18 protein-coding genes are annotated in these 18,057 nt (G+C 41.0%); 6 read left to right on the top strand and 12 right to left on the bottom strand.

Translation table 11 applies throughout. From position 1 onward, the window contains the following. Position 1: 1 nt before the first annotated feature. From CYL31_RS05955 to CYL31_RS05940, 4 genes are all read right to left on the bottom strand, one after another. Positions 2-301, bottom strand: coding sequence for a type II toxin-antitoxin system RelE/ParE family toxin (locus CYL31_RS05955; RefSeq protein WP_212918026.1), 300 nt, complete (start codon positions 299-301; stop codon positions 2-4). Beyond that, on the bottom strand, positions 282-530 hold the full coding sequence (locus CYL31_RS05950) for a CopG family ribbon-helix-helix protein (protein WP_110577332.1): 249 nt from the start codon (positions 528-530) through the stop codon (positions 282-284). The genes CYL31_RS05955 and CYL31_RS05950 overlap by 20 nt, the downstream gene beginning before the upstream one ends. Before the next feature lie 102 nt (positions 531-632). After that, entirely contained in the window at positions 633-857 is a 225-nt protein-coding gene (locus CYL31_RS05945) for a DeoR family transcriptional regulator (RefSeq protein ID WP_212918025.1), read from the bottom strand. A gap of 17 nt (positions 858-874) precedes the next feature. Then, positions 875-2,041, bottom strand: coding sequence for an MFS transporter (locus CYL31_RS05940; protein WP_212918024.1), 1,167 nt, complete (start codon positions 2,039-2,041; stop codon positions 875-877). Between the two features lie 145 nt (positions 2,042-2,186). On the opposite strand from CYL31_RS05940, the gene CYL31_RS05935 reads away from it, so the two are divergent. Next, positions 2,187-3,131, top strand: coding sequence for an AraC family transcriptional regulator (locus CYL31_RS05935; protein WP_212918023.1), 945 nt, complete (start codon positions 2,187-2,189; stop codon positions 3,129-3,131). A 222-nt stretch (positions 3,132-3,353) separates the two neighbouring features. Further along, positions 3,354-4,565, top strand: coding sequence for a phosphoribosyltransferase family protein (locus CYL31_RS05930; RefSeq protein WP_212918022.1), 1,212 nt, complete (start codon positions 3,354-3,356; stop codon positions 4,563-4,565). A gap of 79 nt (positions 4,566-4,644) precedes the next feature. On the opposite strand, the gene CYL31_RS05925 is transcribed toward CYL31_RS05930, so the two are convergent. Continuing rightward, positions 4,645-5,229, bottom strand: a complete 585-nt coding sequence (locus CYL31_RS05925; protein WP_212918021.1) for a hypothetical protein — start codon at positions 5,227-5,229, stop codon at positions 4,645-4,647. Positions 5,230-5,416: 187 nt separating this feature from the next. Further along, positions 5,417-5,680 (bottom strand): DksA/TraR family C4-type zinc finger protein, encoded by a 264-nt coding sequence (locus tag CYL31_RS05920; protein WP_212918020.1) that lies wholly within the window; start codon positions 5,678-5,680, stop codon positions 5,417-5,419. A 179-nt stretch (positions 5,681-5,859) separates the two neighbouring features. On the opposite strand from CYL31_RS05920, the gene CYL31_RS05915 reads away from it, so the two are divergent. After that, a complete protein-coding gene (locus tag CYL31_RS05915; protein ID WP_212918019.1) occupies positions 5,860-6,963 on the top strand; it encodes an OmpP1/FadL family transporter in 1,104 nt (367 codons plus the stop codon). A gap of 28 nt (positions 6,964-6,991) precedes the next feature. Here the strand turns inward: CYL31_RS05915 and CYL31_RS05910 are convergent, their stop codons facing one another. After that, positions 6,992-7,627 (bottom strand): LysE family translocator, encoded by a 636-nt coding sequence (locus tag CYL31_RS05910; protein ID WP_212918018.1) that lies wholly within the window; start codon positions 7,625-7,627, stop codon positions 6,992-6,994. A 251-nt stretch (positions 7,628-7,878) separates the two neighbouring features. Here CYL31_RS05910 and CYL31_RS05905 point away from each other — a divergent pair, with 251 nt between their 5' ends. Together CYL31_RS05905 and CYL31_RS05900 are read left to right on the top strand one after the other, a co-directional pair. Then, positions 7,879-8,463, top strand: coding sequence for a HupE/UreJ family protein (locus tag CYL31_RS05905; protein WP_212918017.1), 585 nt, complete (start codon positions 7,879-7,881; stop codon positions 8,461-8,463). Positions 8,464-8,699: 236 nt separating this feature from the next. Beyond that, positions 8,700-10,895, top strand: a complete 2,196-nt coding sequence (locus CYL31_RS05900; RefSeq protein ID WP_212918016.1) for a bifunctional diguanylate cyclase/phosphodiesterase — start codon at positions 8,700-8,702, stop codon at positions 10,893-10,895. Positions 10,896-11,021: 126 nt separating this feature from the next. On the opposite strand, the gene CYL31_RS05895 is transcribed toward CYL31_RS05900, so the two are convergent. From CYL31_RS05895 to ectA, 5 genes are all read right to left on the bottom strand, one after another. Then, on the bottom strand, positions 11,022-12,464 hold the full coding sequence (locus CYL31_RS05895) for an aspartate kinase (RefSeq protein WP_212918015.1): 1,443 nt from the start codon (positions 12,462-12,464) through the stop codon (positions 11,022-11,024). A gap of 93 nt (positions 12,465-12,557) precedes the next feature. Beyond that, on the bottom strand, positions 12,558-13,595 hold the full coding sequence (gene thpD, locus CYL31_RS05890; protein ID WP_283247981.1) for an ectoine hydroxylase: 1,038 nt from the start codon (positions 13,593-13,595) through the stop codon (positions 12,558-12,560). 66 nt (positions 13,596-13,661) lie between these two features. Beyond that, a complete protein-coding gene (locus tag CYL31_RS05885) occupies positions 13,662-14,051 on the bottom strand; it encodes an ectoine synthase (RefSeq protein WP_212918014.1) in 390 nt (129 codons plus the stop codon). 148 nt (positions 14,052-14,199) lie between these two features. Next, entirely contained in the window at positions 14,200-15,513 is a 1,314-nt protein-coding gene (gene ectB / locus CYL31_RS05880) for a diaminobutyrate--2-oxoglutarate transaminase (protein WP_212918013.1), read from the bottom strand. 234 nt (positions 15,514-15,747) lie between these two features. Then, positions 15,748-16,248, bottom strand: coding sequence for a diaminobutyrate acetyltransferase (gene ectA, locus CYL31_RS05875; protein WP_249411709.1), 501 nt, complete (start codon positions 16,246-16,248; stop codon positions 15,748-15,750). A gap of 446 nt (positions 16,249-16,694) precedes the next feature. On the opposite strand from ectA, the gene CYL31_RS05870 reads away from it, so the two are divergent. Next, entirely contained in the window at positions 16,695-18,053 is a 1,359-nt protein-coding gene (locus tag CYL31_RS05870) for a sodium-dependent transporter (protein ID WP_212918011.1), read from the top strand. Positions 18,054-18,057 lie beyond the last annotated feature (4 nt).

The following is an 18,057-nucleotide window of genomic DNA, read 5'->3' as shown; positions in this document are numbered from 1 at the left end:
GCTATTGTTCACTCATTGGCCAATGCTGCGATTCATGAAGAATACGTAAGATTTCTAGGCAATTTACAGACAAATTTTCTCTATAAACGACGACAACAGGTAAGCCTGCAATCACAAGTTCTCGTGTGTTTTTCACTCTGCCATAGCGTCCAGCTCTCGGGTGTTCAGACAGAATAAGATGTACGTTATCAATGACTTTCATCACCACATCAATGGCAACGATTTGGCTATTATCCTCAGCGATGTAAGCTTCAATTTTTTCTAAATCAAGTTCGGCTAAATCAGTCCATTTGAGCAGCACGCTTTGCATCCCATTTCGCTTTAATATCCGAGTGGTCGATCAATTTCCCTTTGTCCGCTGACTCAATGCCTTTTTCCACTTCATGGATAAACCAATCTTCACGGGCAACGTATTGTTTAATAGCTTCCGCCATTAGCCATGCACGAGGCCTATCCATTGCTTCAGCCATTTGGCCGACACGTTGCAGTGTCTCTTCGTCTAGTCTGACGGAGGTTGCTTTTAAAGACATTGAAATTCTCCGAGGTTCTCTAAGAATCTAAATCATAGTTCATTCATGTTTCTTTGTCTTCATGACTCTTAAAATTTGACGATGAATAAGACAAGATAATAACTACTTTTCTTCTAGCTCCGAACACGCTTCTACAGCAACAGCCCCAGCGTCAATACGTTTTAACAAACCCGCTTTTTCTAGATAAATCATGTCGTTGTAAATGATGTTATCCGACACATTAAATCGCTGCTTTAACGTCTCAGAGAATACTTTTCCATCCAGTGCTAACAACAACAGTATGGTTTGTTGTCGCTGAATGCTTTTCCTATTCGCGAAGCTCATCATTACGTCGCTCTTAGTTATTAACGTAAGGAAGTATTGCTGTAACGTCGTAATCGCTCAGTCGTCACTAATATAATGACGGAAAGAAAGACTAATATCACTGGCAATGAGCCGAAAGTGAAGACCGTTGCGGCACCACCTAGCACAGGCGGAACTATCATAATTCCTATATAAGCAGAGGCCATAGATAAGCCTATAATGGTTTGTGATGCAGCCGAGCCAAAGCGTTTTGGGGTCATTTGAAGGGTATTAGGAAAGATGGGGGCGCAACCGAGCCCAATCAATATCAAGCCCATTTTTGCAAGTCCATCAAAGAACGGCAGAGCCAGTAATATACAACCCAATAAGATAATGAACACGCCTGCTCGTATTAGAGCTTCTTCGGTAATTTTTTCAGCAATGGCGCCACAGGCAAACCGCCCAGCCGTAATCCCCAAATAATACATAGCGACCCAGAATGCGGCATCGGCAGCCAAAACGTCTCTTTGTGTCGTGAGATAACTTGCCGCCCACAATCCAGTACTCATTTCTATTGAGCAATAGCAAAAGAACGCCGCCATTTGCAATGGAACACCTTTTATTTTCAAGGCGGTCGCATTCGACACTAGCACCCCACCAGTGTCATTACTTTCTAAAGATTTAACAACAAACTTCTTCCACAGTGGCAGGGAGGAAAAGAGTAAAATAACGAGCAACAATTGCACTACAGCAATTGTTGCATAACCATCACGCCAGCCTTCACTGAGAGTCAGGTAATTCGCCATTAATAGTGGACCTGCCGTCGCCCCCACGCCCCAGAATGAATGCAAGTAATTCATGTGTTTAGCTTTGTAATGCAAAGCCACGAAGTTGTTTAATGCAGCATCCACAGCCCCTGCCCCAAGACCCAAAGGAATAGCCAAAAATACAAGCGCTAGAGCCACATTGGACATACTAAAACCAAGTAATGCGATGGCTGTCAGCAAGACGCTTAGCGCAACGACTTTTCCTATACCAACATAATGAATCGCTTTTGTCACATAAAGGCTGGAGAGCACGGTGCCAGCACTAATGATGAGAGAAATAACACCGGCAAATTCCAACGAGGCATTTAAGTCATTTTTCATAACCGGCCAGGATGAGCCAAGCACGGCATCAGGTAGACCTAAACTGATAAAAGCGATATAGATGATAAAAAGCAAAAGCATGACATTGTTTACCTGTTTTAATTTAGCTATTTTGAACAACTTAGAACAATACCGCCTAATTTTCTTTATATATAGGTATATACTCTCTTAAAATATAACGATTCTACCGAAACAACGTCGCCAAACAAATTTACTAAGTGATGCCATGCAAATTTATAAAATTGAAACAGAAAAAAATGGCAAAGAACTGACTACCCACGGTAGCCATGACTTTCCCTGTGGATCTTATGACGAACGTTTTTCCCATTTTGTTGGTGGCGAAGTTCCATGGCATTGGCACGATGAAATTGAAGTTGTATTGGTTATCGAAGGAGCTACTAAGGTCGAGTGTCTCAATACCAGCGACATTGTAAGAACAGGAGAAATCATCTTTATCAACGCGAACACTCTACACAAGCTAACAAACCATGGAACTGAAGATTGCCGTATACTCAATGTGGTATTCAGCCCAAAAATACTCGGTGGTGGCGATTTTGGCCTCATCTATAAAAAGCACGTACTTCCGGTTATTAATAACAAAGAACTCATGTTCTATAAATTCTCTACAGATGAAACCTGGCACCAACAAGTCATCAATGAATTAGCGAGTGCTTTTAAGGTATGGGATGCGAAACGCTCTGATCGCGAGTTCTATATGAATATAGCCTTAATGAAATTTTGGCATATTTTCTGTACGAATCATCAAGACATCACCTCTTCAAAGAATGCCTCGAGAACGAATGAAAGAAGAGTACAAACTTTACTCAATTTTGTTCATGACCATTATGATGAACGCATTTCCATTGCCGATATCAGCCAAGCAGCAAGCATTAGTGAAAGTGAGTGCTATCGTATATTTCGTAATGCGTTGGGCTGCTCTCCTAACAGCTACTTATTGAATTATCGGCTAAGACAGTCTGTACAATTACTGACTGAAAGCAATAAACAAATCGCTGACATTGCCTACGCAAGTGGATTCAACTGCTCCGCCTATTTTTCCAAAAAATTTAAACAGAGCTTTGATGTCACCCCAATGCAATTCCGCAAAAATTACAGTGTTACTTTGGATCATCCAGTAGCTAACCATTTACAAGAAACAAAAACGAAATAATGTTTCTTGTAAAAAAGCACATATCAGAAATCAAACATAAATGAGAATAGTTATTACCCCCCGACAACACACTGAAGATTACCTCTCATTTTTGGCTAAAGAAAAAGCAGGACTCCATTAGATCGACATAAAAATGCCTTTTTCCTCAATCAGCCCTATCGAAATACGCCCACAAGTATTAAAATCAGCGCAAATTCCCCTACCCTTAGTTAAGGAAACCTCATGACTTTGTCGACCAGTCAGTCAACTAATGTCGTAGTTGTTAGTAACTCTTCTGATAATCCCTTTGCTATTGATGTTGCCTATGCAATGGGCCAGCACGAAGACATCGCTGATCTGATCAGTATGAAGCAATTCATGAACTCTGAATTTTGCCCTCGTTTTATTTCTGACGAAGCAGATTTTGAAAACATTGGCCGCAAACTTAAGGGTAAAGCTGTCATCATCGTCAGTACTGGCAGTCATGTAAAAAGCCGCCAAGAACTAGCCATGTCAAATCTAATAATTGCCCGTGCGGCGAAAGAAAACGGTGCAGATCGCGTAATCTTGGTTGAGCCTGATTTATTTTACAGCGCACAAGACCGTGGCCCTCACCAAAGCCTAGGCGAAACCAGTTTTGAACGTGATATCCAAGACGTTAAAAAATTCGATGGCCAGCCTTTCACAGCTAAGCTTTATGCTCAGCTATTAAAGCTTTCTGGTGTGGATACTGTGATGACAATTCACAACCACTCAGATTCTGTGCAAAAGATGTTTACCGAAGTGTTTGAAGGCGACTTCCATAACTTAATACCTTATGAGATTTACGCCCACTACTTGTTGAATTCAAACATTCTTAACTACGGCGAAGACGGCGAAGGACTTGTTCTTTGTGCACCAGACAAAGGCGCACGCGATTTCGTTAAAGAGATGTTCAAAACTCTAGGTCTAAGCAAAGCAAAATTCATCATGCTTGATAAAGACCGCACCGCTGAACGCAAAGTAGAAATCACTCTACACAAAGAAAGCGAACACACATTCGACGGACTAGATGGAGCTAGTATTGTATTGTTCGACGATATGGTTCGTACTGGCTCTACCGTAGTAAAATCCTGCCAATTCTTACAGCAAATCAATCCTGAACGTATGGTGTTTGCGGTATCGCATTTTTATGCCAGTGATGAAGGTCGTGAGCGTATGGCACATCCAGCGATTGGTGAAATTTTAACGCTAAATACCTTACCAACGATTTTAAACCGTGATGAGCAAGGTCGTCTACGTAAGAAAATGGTCGTACTCAAGGTAGAGAAATGGCTTGCTCAAGAGCTCTGTAACATTCTTGATTTGCCACAAACTCACGAGCCAAATCCTTACAAGATCGATATGTCTTCTAAAAACCCACGATTTAAACGCAAAATTTGGTTCAGTGAAGAGCTATCTGAACTAAAAAGTTAATATTCAGCTGCTTCTAAGTTAGCTAATAAAAATGCCGCGATCACGCGGCATTTTTGTTTCTTGTGTTCAATAATATTTCTTAGGCACGAAACGCCAGCAAGAGGATATCTTTGATTTTACGATCTATTTCTACTTGTGCCGTTTCAAAATCGGCTCTTTCTACCTTGTACAAGAAAGGCTGAACAGCGCGTAGTTTCTTGATTGCTTGTGGATCTTCAGCCAGCAAGACGGCAACATAAGAAAAAGCATCATAGTAAGAAAAAGCCTGTTCTTTGAGCGCATTTAAGTAAGAGTCGACTGACTCTTCTCCAAACACTTGCTTAATCGCCGTAACAGCACCAAACACAGCAACACCTTCACACAAAGCTGATGTTGTCGCACCGTCATAACCAACCGGATATTGACCACGTACAATCTCTTGGATGATATCCGCTAACAGCATAACATCATTACTGAATACTCTAGCTGGCATGTGAATTTTATAGCGATAAGGTTCATCAGCGTGCTCAAAGACCGCGCTTGGTTTGGCTATATCATCCCAAACTTCAAAGCCATCAAATTTGGCCTCGATAACGGCTTCGCCAAATAGAAACTCGACCGCTGGTAACCAAGCCGCGCGTAGTTTTTCTAATTTATTTACTTCTGTTGAGTAAGTGTCTGCCACAACCTCATCCTTATTTATTCTGAAAGAAACAGAGCATCAGACTCGAGGTCAAAACACCCTTATAGATAGACGAAACGATATCATATTGAGGAAGATCAAGCAGACAAAATTCAACGATAAATACGCAGATTCAGTGAATAGCATTAGCATTTAGATCAATGAAACAAGGGAAAACAGCTAACGTATCTTATCTTAGCTGGCTATCTTTACTGCCGGCACGATTATACAAAGCAGAGCGGCCTTTCTTCTCTTGCTCGGACTGACATTGAATGCACAAACGCACTCCTTGAATGGCTTTGCGCCGAGGCTCAGGAATCACAGTGTCGCACTCTTCACAATGGGTCAAGCTCTCGCCTTTTGGCATACTGTTTTTTGCACGCTCTATTTCAGAGTCAACCGTTGCGTCTATTTGATCTTGAACTGCGCCATCTTGCGCCCAACCGCTCGCCATAATAGTTAAGCCTCAAACTTTATAAATAACTGATTTATCATTTAGTAATTTTTTGTAATTACTTTATTATTGGCCGCCATAAAAGGCACTCTAAATATGTTTTATTTGCGTTACGTGACTTTTACAACATCATTTTATAAGTCTAGTCGGCAAGGAGCCAATAACAGGTAAAAAATCTAATGAATAAATCACTCATTTTGGCCACTCTTTGTACGATTAGTACCACAAAAATATATGCCGGCGGCATGGACCTATCAAGACAATCTATCGCTCCCCTGTTCGAGAAAGGAACGTATATTGAATTAAGCGCCTATACCCTTGATCCAGAAGTATCAGGAAAACTAACGGACTCAATCCAATCGGGAAACGTGGCGAAAAAAAGTTATTTCTTCGGTGGAGCCTATAAACAAGATTTTTCTAACTCGACTTCAATGGCCATTATTATAGATCAACCTTTTGGTGCAGATATTCGCTACCCTTCTAGCTCAACTTATCCCCTTTCTAGAACCAGTGCTTCTGTCGACACTACAGCCATCAAAGGAATTATTCGCTATAAAATAAATACTCCTTTTTCAGTCTATGGCGGACTAAGAAATGTCACATCAAGCGGTGAAGTTACCGTGAATCAGCCATCGAATAATCTACTCTACACAATGAAAACGGACACTCAGAACGATTGGGGTTATCTATTTGGCGCTGCTTATGAAATCCCAGATATAGCTCTTCGGATCTCGTTAACCTATAACTCAGCAATAAAGGTGGATTTTAATAGCCAAGAAAATATTGTCACTTCATCTTTTGCGAAGAAGACTTCGTTTAATGTCGATATGCCTAAATCATTAAACTTTGACTTTCAAACGGGTATTACGCAATCCACTCTTCTGATGTTTGCTGCACGTTGGGTCGAATGGGAAAAGACAAAAATCACACCAGAGCTTTTCACTCAGTTCGTTAATGCCGGAAATAACCTCGTTGGCTATAAAGAAAACACTATCACCTACTCTCTCGGGCTTGGTCAGAAGCTAACAGATACACTTACAGGATTGCTCGCCGTCGCGTATGAAAAGCCGTCAGGCAATGTCGTGAGTAATCTGTCACCAACCGATGGCTATACTTCATTAACTGCTGGACTAAAATATCAAGCAACACAAAACACAGCCATTACGACAGGTGTATCTTATACATGGATTGGCGAAGCTAAGACCAATCTAGCAGGAAATGAAGTAACGTTCGAAGATAACCACAGCGTGAATTTTGGAGTGAAGCTCTCTCATCATTTTTAATACCTTGAAGCGAGATAGCAAAAAAGCTTTATCGATTACTCAACAATATTCCGCCACCCATGGTGATAAACAAGCCGCCCGTTAGTTTGGTGATTTTGGCTTCCATGTTTTTTAACGAAAAACGTTTTCCTAAACGAGCAATGCCAAAAGCATAGCCCATATGTACGCTGGTCACGATAGCACAGATAGTAACAAACATGACCGAAAACTGTTGGTACGCTGGCGACTCTAGGGTTAAAAACTGCGGTAAGAAGGCAGACAAAAATATTAATGTTTTTGGATTACTTGCTGAGACCAAGAATGCTTCTCCAAACATCGAAAGTCCGGTTTTAGTCGACTTAGTTACGGCTGTATTATCTATAGCGTCAAAGGTTGATTTCTTTTTTGATCGTAGCGCTTTAATTCCAAGGTAAATCAAATAACTTCCGCCAATTATTTTCATCACCAGAAACCAGACTGGTAACGCTTGTAAGAGTGCACCAACGCCCAAGGCAACCAAACAAACAATCAAAAATTGGCAGGTCAAATTGCCAAAAATAGTAATAAAGGCAGATTGCCAACCAAATTGAATGCTATTTTTAAGCACTAACAACACATTCGGCCCTGGTGACAACGTGGTCACTAAGTAAGCCAAGAAAAACAAAGTCCATAAATGGAAAGTCATAGGTTACCTCTAAATAAGTGCCGCATTGATTGTCTAAATTTAGTATAAAATAGATTGTTAATCTAAGTAGAAGGTTAATTTACCACCATATTTTGTTAGAAGCTGAATATTTCGTTACCTATTGGCAACATCATTCAATTTACCCTCTCTGTGGGTATGTTAGAATTCACGATTCCAGCCGCAAGAGCGGTGGTTTAGGGAAGACTATTTTATAAGGTCTTTTATTTATATATTTTTTTGGAGACAACACCATGCGTTTATCTACGCTTAAAATGGGATTAGCTGCACTTGTTGCCGTAATACCAGCTCTTGCATCCGCTCACCCAGGACATGAACACACAACAAGTTTTATGACTGGCTTTATGCACCCAATGGGTGGTTTAGATCATTTATTAGCTATGTTAGCCATTGGCCTTTGGGCCGCTAGCCTTGGCGGTCGTGCTTTGTGGGCTGTGCCTACAGCTTTTGTCGGCACTATGCTGGCTGGTGGCGCTTTGGCTGTTGCTGGTGTGCAAGTTCCTTTCATCGAACAAGGTATTGTCTTGTCCGTTATTCTGATGGGGGCTTTGCTTGTTGGTGCTGCCCGTTTCCCTGTTGCCGTTTGTGCTGGCATTGCTGGACTGTTTGCTTTATTCCACGGTGCGGCACACGGTTTAGAAATGCCGTTAAATGCTAACGGTGCAGAATACGCATTGGGCTTTGCTGCAGCAACCGCACTTTTGCATGTTGCAGGTATCGGTTTTGGTATGGCGGTTGCTCGCTTCCAAGCGCCTATTGTGACTCGCGTAACAGGCAGTTTAATTGCCATTGCTGGACTATTTCTAGCGCTAGCATAAGAGCGTAGACCACAACTAAAGCCACGGTTTTTTAAATCAAAAAACCGTGGCTTTTTATTTTTTACGTTATTTTTCTACTTGCCTATAAATTATCCAAAAAGCAGTTACACTTATTCTCAGTTAGATTAATACTATTACGTTACAACGCATCTGTTTACAAAAATATCAAATACCCAGCAGGAATTTATGTGTATGATTTTTTTATGTTTATTAATTATCTAATAAAGGATCGTTAATTGAAGAAAGCAGAGTTTAAGCAGCCTTCCGCCTTATTTTTTTCATTGATTGCTTTCTTCGCTATTGCTGTATTTGGCGGCTATTGGACTCAGTCAACCAATAAGTCCATCGTCAATCAGCAGCAATCTCTTTTAAGTGGCATATCTAGGACACAAGCGTCTGTTCTAGAAAGACGTCTTTCTTCGGCCTTTACCTCCGCACAAATTTTAGCTTACGAAGTTGAGCAAAATAACGGTAATGGCGAATGGTTTCCAAATTATGCCAGTAAACTAATCGAGTCGATTGGTGGTATTGAAAACCTTCAACTGGCACCAGATGGCATCATTTCTGATATATACCCGCTTGAAGGAAATGAAACAGCCATCGGGTTTGACATTATCTCGACACCTAAATTTAAAGATGAAGCGATGCTTTCAATCAAGAATCATAGGATGTTTGTCATTGGTCCTGTTGCTTTAGTGCAAGGTGGTGTTGCCGTCATTAGTCGTGCGCCTATTTTTTTGCATAAAGGCACTCAAAGAGAACTCTTTTGGGGTTTTGCCTCTGCCGTAATTTATTTAGATAACCTGCTAGAAGCCACGCAATTAAAACAACTGGAAAACGAAGGTTATCAATACAGTTTGTCAAGAAAGCATGCTGCGACAAAAGAAACCATCATACTGTCTTCTTCTATTAACCCACTTTCAGATATACAAGCATCAACCAACCTGATTCTGCCTGTTGGCACTTGGACTCTCAGAATTAGCCGAGCATTAGATGATCAGTTAAAACAACGTAAGATAACGGGCTATGCCATCACTTTTACCGTGGCATTTTTACTCTCGATTGCGTTATACGCTATCCTAATACAACCGTTAAAACTGCGTATATTGGTGAAAGAAAAGACCGCTGAACTTCAAGAGCTTGCTTATAAAGACCCATTAACAGGGTTACCGAATAGACGATTCTTACAAGACAGCTTGCCTAGAATTCTGTACAGCAATCAGCGACGCAAACGTATATCTGCCTTTATTTATTTTGATCTAGATAACTTCAAACGTATTAACGACACGATAGGTCACGATGTTGGCGACCAAGTACTCGTTATTGTTGGGGATAGATTAAACAAACTAAAAGGCGTATCCGATCTTGTTGTACGCTTAGGTGGCGACGAATTTGGCATATTACTAGGTGATATTGGCAATGATAGACAAGCCGCCGAACAAGCCAATCGAATTTTAGACAGTATTCGAACTCCCATAAAAATGGACAGTAGAGAACACATTTTAAGCACGTCACTGGGGATAGCTATGATCCCAGAACATGGTTATGACCTTGTGACCATTATGCAAAATGCCGATATGGCATTGTATCAAGCAAAACTAATGGGTAAAAATCAGTACACTTTTTATACTGAAAATATGAAAATTAGTACGCATAATCTTATTAAGGCTGAAGATGATTTGTCTCTTGCCCTGCAAAGAAATGAATTTGAGATGTATTACCAGCCTCAGTTTGACCTTCATACTAATCGTGTCTTTGGTGCTGAAGCCCTTATTCGCTGGAACCATCCAGAAAAAGGCTTAATTTTTCCTAATGATTTCATCTCTCTTGCTGAAACCACGGGGAAGATTGTGCAGTTGGGATATTGGGTCTTAGAAAGCAGCATCGCCTATCTAGCAAAACGTAAAGAGGAAGGCCGACCTGATATTCTATTGCATATCAACCTTGCTTCGGAGCAATTATCAGATCCTCACTTTGTCACTCTGGTTCAGGAGCTGCTTGAAAAATATCAAGTGCCTGCTCATTTAATTGGTTTTGAAATTACTGAAACCTCTATTCTTGAAGACATTCATCTTGCTAGATATTTATTACAAGCTCTCAAAGAAATGGGCATTTGTATCGCCATTGATGATTTTGGAACCGGTTATTCGTCTTTGTCTCAGCTCAAAAACCTTCCCGTAAATTTACTAAAAATTGATCGCAGTTTTGTGATGGATTTAGAGAACGACCCCGACGATAGAAAAATCGTCGAAGCAATCATTGCCATGGCACACAAGCTCAATATCAAGGTACTAGCTGAAGGCATAGAAACCAGAGAGCAATGGAGAATGTTGGCCGAATTCCAATGTGATTTTGGCCAAGGCTACTATGTTAGCAAAGCGGTAACCGCTGATGTGTTCAATCAAGGCCAACCAATTATCCATAAAGATTAGAACGTTTTATTATTCTCACAATAAAGACAACACCCCAAACATAAAAAAGCCTCAAGTATCATCTCTGATACTTGAGGCTTTTGAATACTTTACAATACAAAGTTGCATTACTGCTACATTAACACCCTAAGACGCTAGGCAAATAGCACGACCATGATTATGTACTTCAACCAACTCTTTGTGCAGGCTGCAGATCGCTTTTTCGTAATCTTCTTCATCAACAACAAACTGCATATCTACCTGACGCATAGATTGGTGCATAGCTAATACGTTGACGTCTTGCTCTGCAATGGCTTTTACTGCCTTAGCCAGCATACCTGTGGTTTTCATATCGCTACCAATGGCAGAAACAATCGCTACTTTACGCTGCGTTATTTCAGCATCCGCAAAGCGCTCATGCAGCACTCTCATGACACGTTTCAAGGTTTTCAGGTTGATAGCCAAGTAATGTGTAATCGTATTGGCGTTAATATCTTTAGCGATGATATGAGCGTGGAACTGTCTTAATACTTTAAGAATATCCACATCAAATTTATCTATATCACCAGCCATATCTTGGTCGAATAGCTCTACGGCAAATACACCACGACAACCTGCAATGATCTCAACACACGGTGCATCACTTACGTAATCGCCAGTGATAAGCGTACCAGTATGTTCTGGTTCAAAGGTGTTTTTCACTCGCAATGAGATACCACTTTGACGCAAACCTTTTGCTGCTTTGGGATGGATAGCTTCCATACCAAGGTTAGCAAGCTGATCAGCTACATCGTAATTAGTTCGACCGATTGGTACCGCTTTGCTTTCACCGACTAAACGAGGATCAGCACTACTTAAGTGAAATTCTTTGTGGATCACGGCTTCATGTGCTTGCGTCAGAACCGCAATTCGGCTGAACGTCATTTCACTGTAACCACGGTCAAAGGTAGACATCAGACCGGTTTCGCTGTGAGCATAACCTGTCGCAATTGGAAGCTCTTTGCTCAAATCAATGTCTTTAAACGCATCTAAAATACGCTCATCAAGCGACATGTGACTTGGGCTATTCCAACCAGTCAAGTCAACGAATACAGCATTAACGCCGTCACGTTGTAACAAATGCGCGGTGTTCCAAGCACTGTGTGCTTCACCCAGACTGGCAAGCATTTCTCGTACGGTAGCAAGATGCTCGCTAATCGAAAAATGGCCGTGCTGACAAAGGCGATGTAGATCTTCAAGACACTCTTGTGCTTCTTGCAAACGGCTATTTAAAAATGCGTCTGCTTTATGGCGCAACTCCCCAGCTTCAAACAAGCTATGGTTAATGTCTAACATGGCTGTACGAACATCTTGTAACGCTGGAAACCAATTGTTTTGCTTACGCTCTTGAGCGAATAAAGCAAACACTCCAGCATCCCCTGTTTTCTTGTGTTCTAACAGCTTATCGGTCATACCGGCATAAGCAGAAACAACAAAAACACGTTGGTACATGTTGTTCACTAAAGTGGGTTTGAAAATTATATTATCTCTAACTGAACGGTAGTCACTCATGGACGTGCCGCCAATTTTTTCAACTGTATGTTGTCCCATCATTTTTCCAATATGTTAAGGGGCTAAAAGCCAACTTATGCCGAAATCCAAAACTGCCGCTATATTGTCATAAGGTTGCGGAAAATTTAAGCATTAATCGCTTTTTTTAAGCGCTTTAATCGACTTCCTAGCCGCGATGTATTCAGGCCTTGGAGTGGTGTTACCAAACGGCGAAACCACACGATTCGACAAGGCGTTGTAGACAAAAAATAAATTCGAGCGAGGCGATGATGTAATATTGCCGTTTGAACCATGTAACACATTGCAATCAAACAAAATAATTCTGCCCGGTTGACCAACTGCGGCTTCAATACCATTCTGTTCAATCAAAGACTGCAGCGACACATCATCAGGAACGCCAACATTTTGTGTTTTAAGAGAAGATAGATAGTTATTTTCTGGTGTTTCACCAACACAAGATACGTATGTGTGGTGAGAGCCAGGAATCAACAGCAGAGGGCCATTATGGTGATCATTAGGGGTAAGTGTAATGGACATACTCAAAGCTCTCATGCGTGGCATACCATCTTCCACATGCCACGTCTCAAAGTCTGAATGCCAATAAAACTCTTTGCCACGAAAACCTGGTTTATAATTCAAACGCGTCTGATGAAGATAGACTTCATCACCTAAAAGATATTCTGCGATTCGAACTAATCTTGGGTCTTCAGCCACACTTTTAATAAAAGCGTCTAATTTATGTACATCAAATACCGAGCGAATATCACCACTATCAGCCTCTGTAACACTTTCTTCGCGTTGCTTAATCTCGCCATCATCGCGTAAACATTGCATATGCTTCTGCATATTAATGACTTCTTCGTCACTAAAAATATCATCCAGAAACAAAAAGCCGTTCTTTTCATAGTGATCTAAAAGCACCTCATCAAGAGGCGCTTTTAGCTGGTCATTAGCGTAGATAATAGGGTCTTGGCGCTGTATATACATAGGTTCAGAATAGAGTCTAGATGGATATTGGTCTTGCTGAATACCTCCAACACCCAATGAATCTACGCTTTTTTTATCAGAAAATTTTGAACTAGAAAGCTTATGGTTAGTCACTTTCTGCTTAGCAATCCTCTGATTAGTAAATTCATCATCTAAATATTCAGATGCTAGAACCGATGACATGATCGCGACTCCTTATTATCTCCTTACCGTTAACGACATGATCTGATAAATAGTTGTCTAGGTGGCTTATTCTATAATCTCGTAAGCGCCTTCTGAGTTGTGCACTTCTTTACCCGTAATTGGCGGATTAAAGACACAAGCCAATTTCAATTCTTTGAAAGCTCGCAAGGTATGCGCATCATGCTTATCCAGCACATACACAACACCTGGTTTGATGTGGTGCTTTTGACCTGTTTCGCGGCTTTCTACTTCGCCTTCTCCAGAGATACAGTACACAGATTCAAGGTGATTTTGATAATGCATATCAAAGTCTTTACCCTCATAAATAGTCGTAATGTGAAACGAAAATCCCATATTGTCTTCTTTTAACAAAAGACGTGTGCTCTCCCAATTACCATCTGGGGACACTACGCGGCGTTCAGTTTTTTCACATTCAGCTAAATCACGTGCAAACATTCTTTTCTCCTTATGATCCGAAGATCTATTAAATGCCGGTAAAGAGTTACCGGAAGAGACTTGAGGTTCTTAACTTACTATTTACTTCACTCAAGTATTTATCAAAAAATTGCCCTCAAAAATGAAGGCAATTTTAGGATTAGAAGAACTAGACAGCGATGTCGTAGTTCTCATCGAAGTAGCTTTTTGCTTCTGGCATATCATCTTCTTTGGCACACACATCACGAATAGCGCGCTCTAGAATATCGATACCTTGCTTTAGATCTTCGTCGCTGATAATAAGAGGACAAAGAAATTTTACCACCTGGTCATCGGCGCCAGAGGTTTCGATCATCAGACCATTCTGGAAGCATTTCTTGGTAATCTTGCCAGCCAATTCGCCGCTAACACAGTTGATACCGCGCATCATACCTCGACCTTGAAGTGTGAAGTTGCCTTCACCAAATTCATTGACGATAGCTTGTGTACGCTCATGAATGTACTCACCTTTGCGCTTGATCTCTTTTTCAAACGTGTCGTCTTTCCAGTAAGTTTCAATAGCTACTTTTGCGGTAACGAATGCAAGGTTATTACCACGGAACGTACCGTTGTGCTCACCTGGTTTCCATTCATCTAATTCTGGACGCATTAGAACAACAGCAAATGGCAAACCGTAACCACTTAGTGATTTCGACATGGTAACAATATCAGGCGTAATACCAGCGTCTTCAAAGCTGAAGAAAGTACCAGTACGACCACAACCCGCTTGAATATCATCAACGATCAATAGAACATCGTGTTTTTTACAAACAGCTTCTAGATTCTGTAACCAACCAAAGCTAGCGGCATTAATACCACCCTCACCTTGTACGGTTTCAACAATTACAGCAGCTGGCGTATCAACACCACTACTAGAATCGGACAACACCTTGTCTAAATATTCTGTTGTCTCGATGCCTTCACCTAAATAACCATCAAAAGGCACGGTAGAAACGCCAGCACCTAGACTAGTACCCGCTGCACCACGGTGATGTGAGTTACCTGTTACAGATAAAGCCCCCAAACTACAACCATGGAAACCATTGGTAAAACTAATAATATTTTCACGACCAGTGACGTTACGGGCTAGCTTGAGTGCGGCTTCGACCGCGTTCGTGCCAGTAGGACCAGTAAATTGCACCATATATTCAAGACCACGAGGCTCAAGAATATGCTTTTTAAAGACTTCAAGAAATTCGCCTTTGGCTTTTGTGTGCATATCTAGACCATGTGTAATACCGTCATCCAAGATGTATTCCACTAGTTTCTCTTTGAAGACTGGGTTGTTGTGACCATAGTTCAATGTGCCAGCACCGGCCAAGAAATCTAGATATTTATTACCTTCCTGATCGAATAAATACGCACCTTGTGCACGGTGAAAAACACGTGGAAAAGAGCGTGCGTAAGATTGTACTTCTGATTCGATTTCGTCAAAAATTTTCATATTTCTATCATCCTTTAAGTTCATAAACAGTAATTTTAGAGCTTGAGTAGAAAGCAAAAGCTGAGAGTGAAAGTGAAAGTGTGACTTTCTAACTCATCGCATTTCTAACTCACTTGCATATGAATTCATTGAGCTTGTGAGTTCATATGACTTTTTGATTTATAGGCTTTTTAATTTATGGGCTTTTTAATTTATGGGCTTTTTAATTTATGGGCTTTTTAATTTATGGGCTTTTTAATTTACGGGGAATGGACCAATCCTGACTAGGTACTCGGTATCATGTCGCCCTTTGAAGTGATCCTGCTTATCAAACATCACAGATTCTTCTAGCGGAGCATCTAGCTGATCAGCGAGACGTCGAAACAGAGCCCAAGAGCCTTCATTTGATGCCGTAATACTGGTTTCTAAGTAACGCACGCCAGAACAGCTAGATCGTTCAAGCAATGATGAAACCATTCTTTTTGCTAAGCCTTGACCTCGAGCTTTTTCACTCACTGCCACTTGCCAAACAAACAGGGTATCTAGTTGTTTTGGAACAACATAACCAGACACAAACCCAATCATCTCACCGCCCTCAAATCGCGCTGCGACAGATGTATCGCTAAAATGACTGGCTTGCAGCAAATTACAATAAACCGAGTTTGTATCCAGTGGCGGACAAGATGCCACCAGCTGATTAACTGCCATGCCATCTACCGCACTGGGTTTAGTAAACATAATTTTTTCTGAATTCATAATCACATCCATTAGAAAACAAAGCATTATTAACCAGTTAATTGTATAAATTAGCTTACGCGAAATAACAATAATCGCTGATTTATATGAAGTTAATGTTACTTAACTGATTTTTAGAATCAAATTAATTTGATGTCTAATCATTCTACCTGAAAGCAAATTCAAGTCCAGCCATTTATTTAGAGAACTAACTATTACAGGCGTAATATTTTCCGCAAAGCTAGACTATATCTAGTATGAAAAGCACACAGCAAATAGCGAAAAAAATTATAAAAGAACATTTTTTGTTGCATATCTGCATCGAAATTCGGAAAATCCCGCCCCTATTCGGAGTTTTGCTTACCAGCATTCATTCATGCTGGTGAAGTGGGAAGCATTGGTATGGGTAAAAAAACCAGCTCCGATCGCTGTTGATATATTTTGCTTTCAATCATTTAGAGATAACTATGACAAATAAAACATCTATCCAAGGCTCCTGGGCGAGTCGATGGATATTCATTTTGGCGGCGACAGGTTCCGCTGTAGGCTTAGGTAACATCTGGAAATTCCCTTACATCACTGGTGAAAACGGCGGTGGGGCTTTTGTTCTGGTTTATTTGGTTTGTATTTTGCTGGTCGGCATTCCTATTATGATGGCCGAAGTGTTTATCGGTCGTCGTGCACGCAAAAACCCAATTAATGCTTTAAGTGACGTCGCTGAAGAATCTGGTAGCACTCGCTCTTGGGGTTTAATAGGTTTAATGGGAATGCTGTCTGGCGTTCTTATCTTTTCATTTTATTCTGTCGTTGGTGGTTGGGTACTTTATTACATTAAAGCCATGCTAACGGGTGAAATGAATGGCATTTCATCTGATGATGCAGGCGCAGCTTTCGGTGCTCTTCTTGCAGACCCTGCAACACTTTTAGCTTGGCATACACTATTCAGCATTATGACGGTAGTTGTGGTTGCAGCAGGCATCAATAAAGGTATTGAAACGGCAACTCGCATCATGATGCCAGCCTTGTTTGTATTACTCATCATCCTACTTGGTTATGCGATGACAACTGGCGGCTTTGCGCAAGGTTGGAATTTCATGTTCGAGTTTGACTTTAGCAAGCTGACCTGGAATGCGGCTTTGATTGCACTAGGCCATTCGTTCTTTACCCTATCTTTGGGTATGGGAACCATCATGGCTTACGGCTCTTACATGACCAAGGATGCATCTATAGGTAAAACGGTATTGGCTATTGGCGCATTAGATACGCTTGTTGCTTTGGTTGCTGGCTTGGCTATATTCCCAATCATTTTCTCTAACGGAATGGATCCTGCGGCAGGCCCTGGCTTGATGTTTATCTCTTTGCCAGTTGCTTTTGGTCAAATGCCTTTCGGTCAGTTGTTCGGTGTTTTGTTCTTCGTCTTAGTTGGCGTAGCGGCATGGACTTCTGCTATTTCTTTGCTAGAACCAACCGTTGCCTTCTTAGTAGAACGTTTCAAAATGAAACGTATTACAGCGTCTATTAGCTTAGGCATTGTAGTATGGGGATTGGGTATTGCTTGCCTAGGTTCATTCAGCTTTATGTCTGATGTAACCTTTTTCGGCAAAAACACTTTCGATTTCCTAGATTACATTACAGCGAACATCATGCTGCCATTGGGTGGAATTCTTATTGCTCTATTCTCTGGCTGGATTGTTAAGAACAAGTTTGCACAGGACGAACTAAACCTATCTGAAACTGTATTCAAACTATGGAATTTCTCTATGAAGTTCACGGCACCAATCGCGGTTGCGGTTGTGCTGTACTTCTTGATCAACCCTATGAAGTAACACT

Source organism: Marinomonas sp. A3A, assembly GCF_018336955.1.
GTDB classification, from domain to species: Bacteria; Pseudomonadota; Gammaproteobacteria; order Pseudomonadales; family Marinomonadaceae; genus Marinomonas; species Marinomonas lutimaris.
This window is presented reverse-complemented; position numbering and strand designations above follow the sequence as displayed.